This is a genomic window from Paenibacillus sp. R-74696, from assembly GCF_055814915.1.
The window spans coordinates 327215-342991 of the sequence record NZ_JBPULM010000030.1; the positions used below are offsets into that span (position 1 = coordinate 327215).

At 48.1% G+C, this 15777-nt stretch carries 17 protein-coding genes; all 17 read right to left on the bottom strand.

The genetic code is table 11. The features are described from left to right. Positions 1-31 precede the first annotated feature (31 nt). The 17 genes from spoIVB to ACSR9A_RS13105 all read right to left on the bottom strand — a co-directional run bounded on the left by spoIVB (position 32) and on the right by ACSR9A_RS13105 (position 15760). A complete protein-coding gene (gene spoIVB / locus ACSR9A_RS13025) occupies positions 32-1363 on the bottom strand; it encodes a SpoIVB peptidase (RefSeq protein ID WP_473757614.1) in 1332 nt (443 codons plus the stop codon). 123 nt (positions 1364-1486) lie between these two features. Beyond that, the gene (gene recN, locus ACSR9A_RS13030) at positions 1487-3199 is read right to left on the bottom strand and encodes a DNA repair protein RecN (protein ID WP_473757615.1); all 1713 of its coding nucleotides are present in this window, start codon (positions 3197-3199) and stop codon (positions 1487-1489) included. 27 nt (positions 3200-3226) lie between these two features. Further along, positions 3227-3679, bottom strand: a complete 453-nt coding sequence (gene ahrC, locus ACSR9A_RS13035) for a transcriptional regulator AhrC/ArgR (protein WP_046231955.1) — start codon at positions 3677-3679, stop codon at positions 3227-3229. Positions 3680-3707: 28 nt separating this feature from the next. Next, on the bottom strand, positions 3708-4160 hold the full coding sequence (locus tag ACSR9A_RS13040) for a hypothetical protein (RefSeq protein ID WP_473757616.1): 453 nt from the start codon (positions 4158-4160) through the stop codon (positions 3708-3710). A gap of 191 nt (positions 4161-4351) precedes the next feature. Then, positions 4352-5182, bottom strand: a complete 831-nt coding sequence (locus ACSR9A_RS13045) for a TlyA family RNA methyltransferase (protein WP_473757617.1) — start codon at positions 5180-5182, stop codon at positions 4352-4354. A 16-nt stretch (positions 5183-5198) separates the two neighbouring features. Next, positions 5199-7097, bottom strand: coding sequence for a 1-deoxy-D-xylulose-5-phosphate synthase (gene dxs / locus ACSR9A_RS13050; protein ID WP_473757618.1), 1899 nt, complete (start codon positions 7095-7097; stop codon positions 5199-5201). A 115-nt stretch (positions 7098-7212) separates the two neighbouring features. Continuing rightward, positions 7213-8127: a polyprenyl synthetase family protein gene (locus ACSR9A_RS13055; protein ID WP_473757619.1), complete on the bottom strand. Its 915-nt coding sequence runs from the start codon at positions 8125-8127 to the stop codon at positions 7213-7215. Between the two features lie 3 nt (positions 8128-8130). Further along, positions 8131-8385 carry an exodeoxyribonuclease VII small subunit gene (xseB, locus tag ACSR9A_RS13060; protein ID WP_074904853.1) on the bottom strand — a complete coding sequence of 85 codons (255 nt, stop codon included), beginning with the start codon at positions 8383-8385 and terminating at the stop codon, positions 8131-8133. Next, positions 8357-9739 carry an exodeoxyribonuclease VII large subunit gene (gene xseA / locus ACSR9A_RS13065; RefSeq protein WP_473757620.1) on the bottom strand — a complete coding sequence of 461 codons (1383 nt, stop codon included), beginning with the start codon at positions 9737-9739 and terminating at the stop codon, positions 8357-8359. The genes xseB and xseA overlap by 29 nt, the downstream gene beginning before the upstream one ends. A 4-nt stretch (positions 9740-9743) precedes the next feature. Continuing rightward, a complete protein-coding gene (gene folD / locus ACSR9A_RS13070) occupies positions 9744-10604 on the bottom strand; it encodes a bifunctional methylenetetrahydrofolate dehydrogenase/methenyltetrahydrofolate cyclohydrolase FolD (RefSeq protein WP_473757621.1) in 861 nt (286 codons plus the stop codon). A gap of 49 nt (positions 10605-10653) precedes the next feature. Further along, complete coding sequence (gene nusB, locus ACSR9A_RS13075) at positions 10654-11118, bottom strand: transcription antitermination factor NusB (RefSeq protein WP_341278259.1); 465 nt, start codon at positions 11116-11118, stop codon at positions 10654-10656. A 220-nt stretch (positions 11119-11338) separates the two neighbouring features. After that, the gene (locus ACSR9A_RS13080; protein ID WP_473757622.1) at positions 11339-11569 is read right to left on the bottom strand and encodes a DUF2273 domain-containing protein; all 231 of its coding nucleotides are present in this window, start codon (positions 11567-11569) and stop codon (positions 11339-11341) included. Between the two features lie 14 nt (positions 11570-11583). Further along, positions 11584-12141 (bottom strand): alkaline shock response membrane anchor protein AmaP, encoded by a 558-nt coding sequence (gene amaP, locus ACSR9A_RS13085; protein WP_473757623.1) that lies wholly within the window; start codon positions 12139-12141, stop codon positions 11584-11586. Between the two features lie 99 nt (positions 12142-12240). After that, a complete protein-coding gene (locus ACSR9A_RS13090; RefSeq protein WP_046231945.1) occupies positions 12241-12648 on the bottom strand; it encodes an Asp23/Gls24 family envelope stress response protein in 408 nt (135 codons plus the stop codon). A 109-nt stretch (positions 12649-12757) separates the two neighbouring features. Further along, entirely contained in the window at positions 12758-14143 is a 1386-nt protein-coding gene (accC, locus tag ACSR9A_RS13095) for an acetyl-CoA carboxylase biotin carboxylase subunit (RefSeq protein WP_473757624.1), read from the bottom strand. A 48-nt stretch (positions 14144-14191) separates the two neighbouring features. Beyond that, positions 14192-14692, bottom strand: a complete 501-nt coding sequence (gene accB, locus ACSR9A_RS13100; RefSeq protein ID WP_473757625.1) for an acetyl-CoA carboxylase biotin carboxyl carrier protein — start codon at positions 14690-14692, stop codon at positions 14192-14194. A gap of 462 nt (positions 14693-15154) precedes the next feature. Beyond that, a complete protein-coding gene (locus tag ACSR9A_RS13105; protein WP_473757626.1) occupies positions 15155-15760 on the bottom strand; it encodes an acetylglutamate kinase in 606 nt (201 codons plus the stop codon). Positions 15761-15777 lie beyond the last annotated feature (17 nt).

The window sequence follows — 15777 nt, forward strand, 5'->3', positions numbered from 1 at the left end:
CTTATAAGCTCCCTGCCGCTGGCGGTTGTTTTTATGCTGCTGTTTGACTGCCCTGCTGTAATGTAGATTTCAATAACACCCCTGCATCTTGAAGCATCCATTCAATGAAACATCCATAACCCGATGTAGGATCATTTACAAAAACATGGGTCACCGCACCAACCAGCTTGCCATTTTGAATGATTGGGCTGCCTGACATACCTTGTACTATGCCGCCCGTTTTATCAAGCAAACGCTTGTCCGTTATTTTGATAACCATTCCTTTAGTTGCCGGACTGTTCTGCTTCATAACATGGGAAATTTCAATATCAAATTTCTCAACCTTTTGCCCGTTTACTACGGTATAAATTTGAGCAGGACCTTCAGCTACCTCCTCAGCAAAAGCAACCGGCACAGCACTGCTGTTATAGCTATGGGTAGGGTTTTCATTCATTTTTCCGAAAATGCCAAATGGCGTATTTCGTTCCACATTGCCAAGCACTTTACTTTCCTTCACAAAATGGGCCCTTTTTTCGCCCGGTTCGCCATTTTGGCTTTTGTTAATCGACGTTACACTGGATTGAAGAATTTGACCATCGCCAACTTCAATAGCAGTTTGCGTGTCCATATCAGTAATGACATGTCCAAGTGCTCCGTAAACGCCCTGATCAGGAGCATAAAACGTCAGTGTGCCTACACCAGCAGCAGAGTCGCGTATATAAAGCCCTAGCCGCCACGTTCGATCCTCAGCATCATAAGAAGGATTCAAAACGGTTTTGCTTAATTGCCCGCTACGCTTATATACAATATCAAGCGCTTTCTTGTTGTTGCCGGCCTGACCAACGAGCTCTGCTACTTTCCTCACTTCGGTAACCTTTTGCCCATTGATCTTGACAATCAAATCCCCAAGACGCAATCCTGCAAGCTCACCTGGAGACTGTTTACTGCCATTCTGACTAGTCACTTGATGATGACCGACGACTAAAATCCCCGCTGACTTCACCTTAACCCCAATGGTTTGACCACCAGGAATGACCTTTAAATCAGGCACAACATTGACTTTCACCGTCTTGAAAGGAATTTTACCGAATAATTTCACTTTCATCCTCGTCTCGCCGCTTTGCTGCGAATGCAAGGATAGCGGTTCGTTCAAATTGACTGATAAAGACCGGGTCGATGAGCCATTCACTTGAAGCATACGCGGGTCCACCGTAACTTGAGCATGAACAGGAACTCCATATTGTAATCGTTTCGATTGGCCTGTGAACAATCGCAGTTCATTCGGGATTGAGGCTAAGTGCTGAAACGGTGTGGAGAAGCCTACCATGCAAATCAAAATCACGAGAACCAGACCGAACCATCTCTTCCTCTTGCTGGAGTTCAATGATTTCACGCTCCCTGTAATTCCATCGCATGACGATAAAGGTTTAATCGCCATTGGCGTACCTTTAACTTACCCCGCCCCGACCGTTTTATGACCACAAAAAACTTCCCTGAATGCCCTCCATTAGGCTCCTTTCTGTCGCAATGCCAAATCAAGCATTTCTTGTGCATGATGTCTCGTTTTCTCGGTGACTTCGACACCACCCAGCATACGCGCCAGCTCCTCTATCCGGGTACTGCTCATAATTTCTTTAATGGAGGTCGCTGTACGCTGATTAACAACTTGCTTGCGGATCTCATAATGGTGATCGGCCATACAAGCTACTTGCGGTAAATGCGTAATAGAGAAAATTTGGCAGCGACGCGATAGTTGGGAAAGTTTCTCTGCAATCGATTGTGCCGCGCGTCCGCTTACACCGGTATCCACTTCGTCAAATATGAGTACTGGTATTTGATCATGCTCAGCAAATATCGCTTTCAGGGCAAGCATAACACGCGACATCTCGCCGCCTGAAGCAATTTTATTCAATGGTTTAAGCGGCTCTCCAGGGTTGGGAGCCAGCATAAACACTGCTTCGTCACAGCCATTGCTATTAAGCACTACAGCTGATTCCTTTTGATCATGCTGCTTGATTCTGTCCATCTGAACAGAAAAAATCGTATTAGGCATTTGTAATTGACGCAGCTCACGTTCAATGGATTCCGCCAAACGTGTTGAAGCATGATTGCGCAGCTTCGACAGCTCCTCAGCAAGTTCAAGTGCCGATTTATAAAGCGTTGCTTCGCTATTACGCAGCTTTTCTAAATAGTCATCGCGGTTTTCGATCTTGTCGCGCTCCACGACGATGCTTTTATAATAAACGAGTATATCCTCAATGCTCTCGCCATATTTGCGTTTCAAACCATGAATGAGGTCTAGACGATCTTCGATAGTCGCAAGCTGCTCCGGATCTGATTCAATGGTATCTCTGTAATCTCTTAGTTGAAAAGCAGCATCCTCAGCTTGATAATAAGCCGATTGGAGCTGTTCAAGCAACGGCCCGACAATATTAGGATCATACGTCTGAATATCCGATAGCTTAATAATCGCTTTATTCAAAGCATCCAAGCCAGCATCGCCATACAATAAAGAATAAGCTTCTGTTACATTATCCATCCGTTTGCTGGCGTATTGCAGCTTGCGTTTCTCTTCTGCCAAGCTTTCGTCTTCTCCAACTTTCAGCTGGGCATTGGAAATTTCTTCGATTTGAAAACGGTACAAGTCCAGCATTTGCACATTATGGCGTGCTGAATCTTCAAGCTCTCGCAGCGCCGCTCTTGCCTGCTGCAGCTCTTTATATACCGCTTTATAAGTCTGCTTGCGCTCAATCAATAAATCACCTGCGAACATGTCAAGCCACTCCAGATGCCTCTCTGTACGCAGCAAAGATTGATGCTCATGCTGACCATGAATATTAACTAAGCATTCTCCAATTTCACGAAGCATCGTCATGGTGACCAGCTGTCCATTCACTCGGCTGCTGCTTTTGCCTTGGGAGGTGAGCTCACGACGAATGACGAGCATCTCGTCATGTGATGCCTCTACTCCTAGTCTCTCCAGCACATGCCATACAGGATGCATCCGCGGCAAATCAAACATCGCATCCATTTCCGCCTTCTGACAGCCATACCTGACCATATCTGCGGAGCCCCGTCCTCCAACAATTAAGCTAAGTGCGTCAATAATGATGGATTTACCCGCTCCCGTCTCCCCCGTCAAAACATGAAAGCCATGGTGGAACGAAACCGTCACCTGCTCAACTACAGCTAAATTTCGAATGGACAGCTCTCGCAACATAAACTGATGCCTCCTAAAATTGGTGTGTTAGTTCAATAGCTCCAGCAGCCTCTCTACGACCTCATTGCTCTGAGCTTTCGTGCGGCAAATAATCAAAATCGTATCGTCTCCGCAAATGGTTCCCATTACTTCCTGCCACTCCATATTGTCCAGCAGCGCGCAAATCGTATTGGCTGTGCCCGGCAAACACTTCATTACGACCAAATTGTCTGTGAAATCGATGTTTACGAAGTGATCGAGCAGTGCCCGCTTGAGCTTATGAATCGGATTGATCCGTTGTTTCTCCTGCGGCAACGAATATCTGTATCTGCCATCCTCTGCTGGAACCTTAATGAGCATAAGCTCCTTAATATCACGTGATACTGTAGCTTGCGTTACCTGCAATCCGGTATTGCGCAGTGCTTCAACTAGCTCCTCCTGCGTCTCCACAACCTGATTCGTAATAATTTCCTTAATTTTAAATTGACGTATTCCTTTCATAAATAAAGCGCCTCCCAAACATGCTATTCTACAACTGAAAAACAACTTTTCTAATGGAGCGTTCCTTCACATTAATAAACAGGATGCCCTGGCATTTCGGCAGCAACAGCGCGTACACAAGCAGCCTGTCCCTTATTCCGCTTCCCGTCCAATCCATCGGCATACGATCCCTTGCAGTCTTCACGATGTATAACTCTCCGTCAAGTTCTGCAATATAATCAATATACAAGCGGCTGTCCAGCTCTTGACCATCCAAGTCAATCTGAACGGGGATCCGGTGCTTGCCTGAAACGACGTGATATCCACTCTGCTCAAGAAACAGAACGTTCTCATCATTCGGATCAAGCGGAACACCTTTACCGAGCTTCAAGCGGTTAAAGGAGGCTGGCTCATGCAGCCAGCGATGAAACAATCGAAACAACCACAGGATTAACAAGGCGGAGGCAACTAGCATAATTAACCAGTCACCGTATTTGTCCATATGCAACCCTCCATCCAAAACATCCTTATATGTATTGGTTCGTGATGGACGAGGCATATTCCTGTCAATGTTTATAAAGCGAACGCATGTTTGGTTGAGTCCAGTGTATCAAAAAAGACCCAACTCTGTAAAGTAAAAAATAGGGGAACGCCTGATCGCCTTAGCGATGCAGGCATTCCCCTCGCAGCTTGTTACTGTTTTTCAGCGGAAAAGGTACCGCTCGCCTGCTTGACGAGCTCCATAATTGCCGCATCATCGGGAACCTGCTGATTAGGCTGGTTATCCCAAATCCAGTAAGCTAAAAATTCAATATTGCCCTCTCCGCCTGTAATAGGTGAAAAGGATAGATCGCGCAGCGTATAACCCATCTCAGCAGCAGCCTGCGTTACATTGCGCAGTACCTCTGCATGTACCTTAGAGTCCCTTATCACGCCAGATTTCCCTACTTTATCGCGCCCTGCCTCAAATTGCGGCTTGATTAACGCCATCACGCCTGAGCCTGGATCAATTAATCCAGCAAGCGCAGGCAAAATGAGCTTCAAAGAGATAAAAGAAACATCAATAGTGGCAAATGTAGGCTTGGGCCCTAGCAGCTCTTCAGGCTTTATATAACGGAAGTTAACACGCTCCATGACGTTCACACGTGGATCTTGGCGCAGCGACCAATCCAGCTGATTATAGCCCACGTCAATGGCGTAAACGTATTCCGCTCCATTTTGCAAAGCACAATCCGTAAAACCGCCAGTAGAAGCTCCAATGTCCAGCATCGTACGTCCAGCGAGATCAAGCTCAAAGGCGCGAATGGCCTTCTCCAGCTTTAGGCCCCCACGACTCACATAGGCATGAATAGCGCCTTTTACTTTAATATCCGCCGTGCGGGCAACTTTCATTCCGCTCTTATCGATCGGTTCGTTGTCCACCAGAACAAGGCCTGCCATTAGCGCTTTCTTCGCCTTCTCCCTGCTTTCATAAAAACCACGCTCGACGAGCAGCACATCTATTCGTTCTTTAGGTGTCGTCATTCTTTTACCTAGCCTTCTAATGCTGTCCGGTTACGCGCATTTTACTGCGAGGATGCATGTTTTTGAGCTCAGCCGCTATCCGTTCGCCCGTCAGGCCCACTTCAGCGCGCTGCTCTTTAATGGAACCATGTTCAATAAATTGGTCTGGAATACCGACAATGCGGATTGGCAGGCCATAAATGCCGCGCAGTGAATAAAACTCAAGAATCGCACTGCCTAGACCGCCAAGTTCTGCTCCTTCTTCCAGCACAATGATGTTTTTGCCTTCATTCGCAAGAGACAACAGCATTTGCTCATCCATAGGCTTAATAAAGCGAGCATTTATAATACGGACATTCATGCCATCACGCTTCAGCAGATCAGCTGCTTCTTCCGCCACTTGCAGCATGGGTCCGATAGCAATAATAACTGCCGAATCACCTTCGCGCACAGTTTCCCATGAACCGATTGGCAGCGGCAGCAACTCAGCATCAATGGTTACGCCAAGACCGTTGATCCGCGGATAACGGACCGCAATCGGACCCTCATTATAATCAACCGCCGTCTTCATCATCCGGCGCAGCTCATTTTCATCCTTTGGCATCATAATGACGAGATTTGGCACATGACGCAAAAATGGAATATCGTACACGCCATGATGGGTTTCCCCATCGGGACCAACAAAGCCAGCACGGTCGATAGCAAAAATAACATTCAGGTTTTGGCGGCAAATATCATGCACAACCTGATCATACGCTCTTTGAAGAAACGTGGAATAAACGGCAAATACCGGCTTCATTCCTTCAATTGCCAGTGCCGCGGACATCGTCGCCGCATGCTGCTCAGCAATGCCAACATCGATCATGCGCCCTGGAAAACGAGCTGCGAATTCCATTAGCCCTGATCCGCCCGGCATAGCAGGCGTAACGGCAATAATGCGCTCATCCTTCTCGGCCAGCTCAATCAGTACATCGCCAAATACCTGCGTATACATTGGCGAGCCGACCGCCTTGACAACCTGACCCGACTCGATCTTGTAAGGAGAGATGCCATGCCATTTGTGTGAATCTGCTTCCGCAGGCGAGTAGCCTTTACCTTTAACCGTCACCACATGTACAAGAACAGGTCCTGGAACGGAGTCTGCCTGGCGGAAAATATCCAAAAGCTGCTCCATATCATGCCCGTCAACTGGTCCCAAATAAGTGAGACCAAATTGCTCAAAAAGTATGCCGGTTACAAGCAAATATTTCAGGCTGTCTTTAAACTTTTCCGCCGTCTTGGCCAGCTTGCCGCCGACAGCAGGAATTTTATTCAAGAAATGCTGCAGTTCTTCCTTCGCCTTCTGATAATGGCGATCAGAACGGATTTTCCCTAGATATTGATGCATCGCACCGACATTCGGCGCAATGGACATCTCATTGTCGTTCAGTACCACAATCATTTTTTTCTTCTCATGACCGATATGATTAAGCGCCTCAAAGGCCATCCCGCCAGTCAAAGCACCATCGCCAATGACGGCAACAACCCGATTGTCCTCGCCTTTAAAGTCCCGCGCCATCGCCATACCGATTGCTGCAGACAGTGATGTGCTGCTATGTCCAGCTTCCCAAACATCATGCACGCTTTCATCGCGTTTCACAAACCCGCACATGCCTTTATATTGACGCAGTGAATCGAAGCGATCCATGCGCCCTGTTAAAATTTTATGCACATAAGATTGATGACCTACATCAAATACAAATTTATCCTTTGGGCTGTCAAATAAATAATGAAGAACGAGCGTCAGCTCCACAACTCCTAGATTGGAAGCAAGGTGACCACCCGTAACGGAAAGCTTCTCAATGAGAAACTGGCGCACTTCACCTGCAAGCTGCTCCAGCTCTTTCTTGGAAAACCCTTTTAAATCCTGAGGACCGTTTATATGTTCAAGCAGCACAGTACTTCCTCGCTTTCGCGAACAGCAGCCATCACTGTTCAATAGACGTCAAAATATTTAAACTATTATAACATAGGCTTTATTTTTTTCCCAATCCTTAAGACATTAGAGCGGATTAATGATCCCTCTGCACCAGATAATCAGCGATTTGCAGCAGTCTGTCAGGTGCTGCAAGTCCCGCACTCAGCACCGCTGACTTCGCGTCCTGCGTCAAACGCTCTACTTGAGCCTTGCTCTCTTCAAGCCCCATCAGAAAAGGATATGTTACTTTTTGTTGTTCGACATCGCTGTTCGTCTTCTTGCCAAGCTTGCTCTCATCACCGATCAAATCTAGAATGTCATCTTGAATTTGAAAAGCTAGCCCAATATTGCGGCCATACTGCTCCAGCAGTTTGATCTGCTCTTCCGTTGCACCGCCTATACGTGCGCCAGCTGTAACAGAGAACACAACCAGATCGCCGGTTTTGTGCAAATGAATATATTCAAGCTCTGCAAGCGACGTGATGCCCTGCTCACCCAGCATATCTGCTACTTGCCCACCGACCATGCCTCTGGCTCCGGCAAGCATCGCCAAATCTTCCACAATATCGAGTGCAACCTGCGCACTGACACCGCCAGCTTTAGCCGCTTTAGGAATTAAATGAAACGCATGGGTCAGCAGCGCATCACCAGCCAAAATCGCCATAGCCTCTCCGTAAACCTTATGGTTCGTCAGTTTGCCGCGGCGATAATCATCATTATCCATCGCTGGCAAATCATCATGAATTAAGGAATACGTATGTATGCATTCGATCGCGCAAGCTACAGGCAAAGCTTTGCTCACCGTATCTTCATCACCGCTAATAGCCTCAGCTACAGCGAGCACAAGAGCTGGCCGCAAGCGTTTTCCACCTGCTTCCAGGGAATACATCATGGATTCACGGAGCTTATCCGGAACCTCCCACTGCGCAGGCAGCACTTCGGTTAGCGACTGCTCTACGATGGCGGCGCATTGCGCCAAATAAGTTTTTATCAAAACCGTGTCGCTCAAGCGTTATTCTCCTTTGTCTTCGCTCGGTGGAGCAAACGTTTTTTTCTGAAAGCCCTGCTCTGTTTCAATGAGCGTCTCGATCTTCTGCTCCACCTGCTCCAGCTTGCCGCTGCACAGCTTTGACAGACGCATGCCCTCTTGAAATAGATCAATCGCTGTCTCCAGCGGAACATCACCGTTTTCAAGCTTTTCTACAATCGTGTCAAGCTGCTCCATCGCCTGCTCAAAGCTAAGCTCCGTTGCTTCTTTCTTTGCCACTGCTGCCCTCTCCCTCCAACGACGATACCTCACAGGTCATCTGACCATCGGCTAGTTTCACCTGTACGGTATCCCCTACCTTCACATCTGCTACTGACTTGACCAAGCGCTGCTCCGACTCTTCATAAACTAATCCGTATCCCCTTGCCATCACCTTAAGCGGACTAAGCGCATCAAGCTGACGTATGGAGCTATGGAGCCTAAGCTGCTTCTCTTGCAGCGTTTGCTGGATGATCTGTTCCAGCCGTTTCGAAGTTCCTTTAAGCCTGCTTGCGGCAAAATGCACGCGCTGCCCCGGATGATGCCCGGCAAGCGTCGCATGCAATCGCTCCAGCCTGCTTCGCCCGCGCTGCGCTGCATTAAGTGTTCGCTGGCGCAAGCGTTCCTCCAGCAAATCAAGGCGCTGCGCCTGCTCCAGCAAATATTTGCGAGGATAAAGGAAAAAAGGCGAACGGCGCACACGTGCAAGCTGCTCCTTGCGGCTGCGTATAAGCTGGCGCAGCGATTGCTCCAGCTGCTGGCGCTGCCTGCTTAAATGCTTCTCCAGCTCGTCTGCATGCGGTACAGCCAGCTCAGCTGCTGCAGTAGGCGTCGCTGCCCGCAAATCTGCAACGAAATCAGCAATCGTGTAATCGGTCTCATGGCCGACTGCGCTGATGATTGGAATAGCGGATGCAGCTATGCTGCGCGCTACCTGCTCCTCATTAAACGCCCAAAGCTCTTCAAGCGAGCCGCCGCCGCGTCCTACAATTAATACGTCGATTTCGCCAAAACGATTCATTGCTTCTATCGCATGTGAAATGGAAGGTGCTGCTTGCGCTCCTTGCACCAGCACCGGATAAACATAAATACGCGCAGCGGGATAGCGGCGCTGCAGCGTAATCATCATATCGCGAACCGCTGCCCCTGTCGGCGAAGTAATCAGCCCGATCGCTCTAGGAAAGCGTGGAATCGGGCGCTTACGCTCAGCGGCAAACAGCCCTTCTTCCTCCAGCTTGCTCTTGAGCTGCTCAAAAGCGAGATACAAGCTTCCAATACCATCTGGCTGCATGGCGGCCACATAAAACTGATAGTTGCCATCCCGCTCATAGACAGAAATGTTTCCGCGCGCCATCACTTTAGCGCCTTCACGAGGAATAAAAGGCAGCCGCTGGTTATGCGAAGCAAACATGACGCATTTCAACCGACTGTCTTTATCCTTAAGCGTAAAATACATATGACCGCTGGAATGATGCGTAAAATTAGAAATCTCTCCGCGCAGCCACACATCGCCAAGCACAGCGTCCGAATCCATTTTCATCCGGATATATCGGTTAATGTCCTTTATCGAATAAACCCGCGGCTGTTCTTTCATCGCCTTACTCTCCGATTCCGTTTGCGCGCTTAGCTGCCTTAATGGTGTTCTGGATCAGCATCGTAATCGTCATTGGACCCACGCCGCCTGGCACAGGTGTAATATAACCAGCAGTTTCCAGACAATCCTCGTAATCCACATCGCCCGCCAGCTTGCCATCAGCCAGACGGTTAATGCCCACATCAATAACGACTGCGCCTGGCTTCACGAACTTGCTGTCAATCGCTTTCGCTTTGCCGATGGCTACGACAAGAATATCCGCCTGCTTGGCGATCTCTTCCATATTCGCTGTTTTGGAATGGCAGATCGTCACCGTAGCATGCTCTCTAAGCAGCAGCATTGCGACAGGCTTGCCGACAATATTGCTTCGTCCTATGACAACTGCATGCTTGCCTGCAATATCAACGCCACTGCGTTTAATTAGTTCAATAACGCCTGCCGGCGTACATGGCAGCAAGCTATCATCGCCTATTACCAGATTACCCACACTTTCAGGATGGAAACCGTCGACGTCCTTTTCCACACGAATTGCATCAATAACGGCCTTCTCGTTAATATGCTTAGGCAGCGGCAGCTGCACTAAAATACCATTAATGCTATCCTGCTCATTAAGCTTGGTGATCAGCGCCAAAACTTCCTCTTCCGTTGCCGATTCGGCCAAACGGTGAACCTCGGAATATAATCCAAGCTGCTGGCAGGCCTTTTCCTTGGAACCGACGTATACTTTAGAAGCGGGATCTTCACCAACCAATACAACTGCAAGACCCGGAACAACACCCTTTTCTTTAAGCGAAGCCGTATCTGCCCCAATTTCCTCACGAATAAGATCCGAAATCTGTTTGCCTAAAATGATATGTGCGCTCATAATGTGTCGCTCCCCTTCTTGCCAACCGGCCTTTCGCGCCGGCGGTTTCCTAGTTTGTATGATCAGGCTCGGCTTTCAGCTGATCAAGTCCGCTAATCAGCTTGCCTAACACGCCATTTACGAACTTGCCCGACTCTTCCGTGCCGAAATGCTTCGCTAGCTCAATTGCCTCATTGATAACCGCTTTCGGCGGCACATCGTCGCTGAATACCATCTCAAAGCATGCCAGACGCAAAACCTGACGGTCTACCCGAGACAGCCTGTCAACCTGCCAACCAGTCAAATGATCCTGCAGCATGTCGTCAATCGCCGCTTTCCGCTCCGCGACGCCCATGACGAGCTGTCTTACAAAATCATCATCCGCATTGCCAATATCTCCTGGCTCTGCGCCGATCTCATTAGCGGAATGAGCCTCTTCAAGAAGCATGTCCACCGCTTCATCAGCAGTGACTTCATTCATTTCCATTTGGTACAAACTTGATACTGCAATTTCTCTCGCTAATCTACGTTTCATGGGACCTCCACAGCAGTTGCACTGCTTACTGAAATTTATTATTGCTAGCGTAAACGGCTTTCGCCCTTAAGATAGCGGCAGAGCCTATTTCGCGTTAAAATAGAAGCCCAATATAAGCACATCACTTATAAAGTCTTAGAATTTCAAAAAAACCTATGATCTCCTCCCTGCCTCGAACAACCGGCAATCCGGCTTCCGGAGAACGGAGGAGACCACAGGATTATCTAAACGGGCGAAATCTTTCCATTAGTACGCTCCAAACTTGCTGCCATGGAGCGACCGGATCCTGCCGCAAATCTTTCTTTTTGCCTATCCAATAACCGACTGAAATAAGCAGCATAAAAATCAGCATATCCCAAAAACCAACAAACAAATACACGAAGCCGAAAAAGAGTCCTGCTGCTGCGCCAATTGTCCGCTTTCCGTAATGAACCCAAAATTCCCTCCACATCCGCTAGCCCACCTCTATTCCACGCGACTCTTGTACATGCCTGTCTGAATGACATTCGCCACGAATACCGTCACATTCGAAACCGGTATGCCTGTAATATCCTCAATATGGCTTTTGACAGCAAGCTGAATCTCTTCCGTGAGTGTTGGGATAGAGCTTTCTCCATCAACAAACACGCGAAGCACAATGTCAAGGCCAGAGTCGGAAGTACGAATGCGCGCACGCAAATCTTTAACCCCACGGCGTTTGGAAGCTGCTTTAAGAGCTAGATTTTCAATCGTTTCAATGGAAATGCGAATGTCGCCAAAATCTGTCCGTTGATCAATTGAAGGCGGAGCGGCAGAGCCGCGATGCAAGGAAACAATAAAAAATCTCAAACTGAGCAAAAACAAGACAATCCCAACAATAATAACGGAAATCTGCAGCGATGGTTGCTCAAAAAGACGGTCTAAAGCCGTTAAAAGCGCTCGCTTCGAAATCCAATTAAAGCCAATACATGCGATCATAATGGAAGCGGCACCGATTACGATGCTATAAATAAACAATAGCAACTTGTCCACAATTCTAAACAATGCAAATGCCTCCTCCGGGCAGACCGAATGAAAACCCCCTTGCGCCGAGCGGCATGCCGATCACGAGGGGGTTATAGTCAATTCTCTTCCATGCAGTTATTACTTGACGCGCAGCAGTTGGTCTTCCTCTACCGGCTTCTCAGCAGCTTTGAAATGAACATCGTGAATATGTACGTTCACTTCAATAACATGCAGACCTGTCATCGTTTCAATCGAACGTTTCACATTGCGCTGAATTTCCGAAGCGATTTCTGGAATGCGGTTGCCGTATTCCACAATAATGGATACATCAATCGCCGCCTCACGCTGTCCAACATCAACTTTAACGCCTTTAGACAAATTTTTACGGCCAAGCATCTCTGCGATTCCGCCTGCGAAACCGCCGCTCATGCCAGCTACACCAGGCACCTCAACTGTAGCCAGTCCAGCAATGACTTCAATAACCTCGGGTGCGATCTGAATAACGCCAATGTCCGTTTTCTCATACTCCGTTGCTGTTGTACTCATGATAGCTTTACACCTCCCTAAAGTTGCGCGTCCCGCCCTGCATCGAACGGGTAAAGCTTCCGCATCTTATTTCTATACTATATCATTCGCCATGAAATATGACAAACCATTACAGATTGTCCGCAGCTTTTGCTTCATCCTGCTCTGGATGGTAAACATCATATTCCTCGAGGAACTTGATATCAAAATTCCCTTCAATAAACTTTGGATGCTCTAACAGTTTTTGATGGAAAGGAATCGTCGTTTTTATGCCTTCAATCGCGAATTCTGACAAAGCTCGCTTCATGCGGGCAATCGCTTCCTCACGCGTTCTTCCCCAAACGATCAGCTTGGCGATCATGGAATCGTAATGCGGCGAAATCGTATAACCCGGATAAACCGCGCTGTCGACCCGCACGCCTGTGCCGCCTGGAGCTAGATAGAACGGAATATGTCCAGGAGACGGCATAAAATTACGCTCCGGATCCTCTGCGTTAATCCGGCATTCGATCGACCAGCCATTAATCGCAAGATCCTCTTGCTTAAAGGAAAGAGGATTGCCTTCCGCTACGGAAATCATCTCTTTAATCAGATCGACATTCGTTATCATTTCTGTAACGGGATGCTCAACCTGAATACGAGTATTCATTTCCATAAAATAAAACTGGCCGTCCGGCCCTAGCAAAAACTCAAGCGTTCCTGCGCCTGAATATTGAACGGAAAGCGCTGCGCGAACAGCCGCTTGTCCCATCGCTTCACGAAGCTCGGGAGACAGAACTGGACATGGCGCCTCTTCTACCAATTTCTGGCGGCGGCGCTGAACCGAGCAATCGCGTTCAAAAAGATGTACAGCGTTGCCATGCTTGTCCGCCATAATTTGAACTTCGACATGCTTCATACCTGTCAAATATTTTTCTAAATAGACGCCTGCATTGCCGAAATTTTTCTGTGCTTCCTGCTGCGCCGTCGTAATTTGCGAAACGAGCGTTTCCTCGCTGTCAGCAATACGGATACCTTTGCCGCCTCCGCCTGCAGTCGCCTTAATGATAACGGGATAGCCAATTTGACGTGCGACTACAACCGCTTCTTCCATGGTCTCGATCAAGCCCTCAGAGCCTGGAATAACCGGAACGTTAGCCTGCTGCATCGTTTGCTTGGCTACCGCCTTGTCGCCCATTTTGCTAATCGCTTCAGGTGATGGGCCGATAAACGTAATGTTGCAGGATTCGCAGATCTCAGCAAAATTCGCATTTTCAGCTAAAAAGCCATAGCCTGGGTGAATCGCATCGCATTCCGTAATGGTCGCTACGCTCATCAGGTTCGTTAAATTCAAATAGCTGTCCTTCGACAAAGTAGGCCCGATGCAATAAGCTTCATCTGCAAGGCGCACATGCAGCGAATCGCGATCCGCCTCCGAATAAACGGCTACGCTTGTAATGCCCAGTTCGCGGCAAGCGCGAATAATACGCACGGCGATTTCGCCGCGGTTGGCAATAAGAATTTTTTGGAAATTCACATTGTTACTCCTTTCAAATGGCTAGTTCTCCCAGAAGGAGCAATGCTGTTATTCCGGCTTCACCAGAAATAGCGGCTGCCCGTATTCCACCAATTGGCCATTCGTTACAAGCACTTCGACGATTTCGCCGCGCACTTCCGCTTCCAGCTCGTTCATTAGCTTCATCGCTTCCAAAATGCACACGACGCTTTTCTCGGATACGCGATCGCCTGGTTTTACGAATACCGCAGCATCAGGGCTTGGCGAGCTGTAAAACGTACCAACCATTGGGGAAGTAATTTGGTGCAAATTCTCACTTGCAGCACGCGCTGCAGGTGTCTCAGACGCTGTAGACTGCGAAGCTGGCTGAGTAGCAGGCGCTTGTGTGTAAACGGGAACTTGCTGCTGTGAATATGTATGCGTTAGCGGGGCTGCTTGCACATTGACGACTTCCGTTTTCCCGGGCTTGCGAATTAGCAGGCGAGTCCCTTCGTTTTCGATTTCCAGCTCATGAACGGAGGTTTGATCGACCAGCTTGATCAATTCTTTAATCTCGCTCAATTTGAACATGAATTTTTCACTCCTTAAAGTTTTGCGGTAGCAAAACCGCTTCGTAAGCATCTGCCTAGTTTTGCGGTAGCAAAACCGCTTCGTAGGCATCCGCTTCGTATTGCGGCAGTAAAACCGCATAGTAAGCTTAGCTTGCATTGTTCACTTTTATAATTGGCACAATAACGTTTAACATTATATCATAAACGCTCAGGAACACGAATTATTTTTTACAAATGCATAAAATACCCCTTAAACAGCTGCCTGCCCCCCTTTACAAAAAACGTCCTGATTACTCTTTATCCTCAGTCACAATTAAGCAGCGTATCAAGCGTAAACGGCAGTCACCGTCCTCTGGCGGCAAAGCTACCGTTTCGCGGGTGAAATATAAGCCGATTATTAGGGGGTAACTTATACTTGCTTAAATTTAAATAATAGCGGCAGCCCAGGTGATAAAAAAACCTGAACTCCGCTATTTTTTGATCAAATGGAAAATAAAGAAGGAAACTGCTGGATAATTCCGTTCGTCATTACGTCTGCCATTTCAGCCGCCTGCGGTTCAATTAAATCATTCAAGGCAACGTTCTGCTCATAGTTTTTAGCAAGCCGGGCTGCCACTTCGCCAGTAAGCAGCCTTAGATGCTCATCAAGCATCTTTTTCCATTCCACTTTGGACCAATAAGGATTTATCCGGCTTAGGAAATCGGCAATGTCTTCTGCGTTCATATACCAGCGTTTTTGGGCATCCGCTGCTGCCGAGCTATTTCCAGCCTGGAGCGCCTTGACGAGCTCGGCTGCGATAACAAGATGCTCCCGCAGCAATTCGGCAAACCTTGCCGCAATAGCCCTTCCATAAAAAGGTTCAAGCACCGCTGCAAAGTCGGTAGGGTTCCTCAGCAGTCTAGCGGTCGTTGCTTGCTCGTCGGCAAGACGGTCAACAATGCTGTTCACCGTCAATCTCGTCCAGTACACATGCTGCACCCATAATGCCCTGAGCTTGCGGTTCAATTCTATACTGGACGCTGTCCAGCATGCAGGATGAGCCGGTTTGACCATTTGATGGGGATGAGCGGGATAATAGCGATACATAGCGTATGGTTTGCTCC

Excerpts from the sequence above, each read along its gene's own strand:
- recN (WP_473757615.1), bottom strand. The coding sequence starts at position 3,199 with ATGTTGCGAGAGCTGTCCATTCGAAATTTAGCTGTAGTTGAGCAGGTG.
- ahrC (WP_046231955.1), bottom strand. The coding sequence starts at position 3,679 with ATGAAAGGAATACGTCAATTTAAAATTAAGGAAATTATTACGAATCAG.
- ACSR9A_RS13040 (WP_473757616.1), bottom strand. The coding sequence starts at position 4,160 with ATGGACAAATACGGTGACTGGTTAATTATGCTAGTTGCCTCCGCCTTG.
- ACSR9A_RS13045 (WP_473757617.1), bottom strand. The coding sequence starts at position 5,182 with ATGACGACACCTAAAGAACGAATAGATGTGCTGCTCGTCGAGCGTGGT.
- xseA (WP_473757620.1), bottom strand. The coding sequence starts at position 9,739 with ATGAAAGAACAGCCGCGGGTTTATTCGATAAAGGACATTAACCGATAT.
- folD (WP_473757621.1), bottom strand. The coding sequence starts at position 10,604 with ATGAGCGCACATATCATTTTAGGCAAACAGATTTCGGATCTTATTCGT.
- nusB (WP_341278259.1), bottom strand. The coding sequence starts at position 11,118 with ATGAAACGTAGATTAGCGAGAGAAATTGCAGTATCAAGTTTGTACCAA.
- ACSR9A_RS13080 (WP_473757622.1), bottom strand. The coding sequence starts at position 11,569 with ATGTGGAGGGAATTTTGGGTTCATTACGGAAAGCGGACAATTGGCGCA.
- ACSR9A_RS13090 (WP_046231945.1), bottom strand. The coding sequence starts at position 12,648 with ATGAGTACAACAGCAACGGAGTATGAGAAAACGGACATTGGCGTTATT.
- accB (WP_473757625.1), bottom strand. The coding sequence starts at position 14,692 with ATGTTCAAATTGAGCGAGATTAAAGAATTGATCAAGCTGGTCGATCAA.
- ACSR9A_RS13105 (WP_473757626.1), bottom strand. The coding sequence starts at position 15,760 with ATGTATCGCTATTATCCCGCTCATCCCCATCAAATGGTCAAACCGGCT.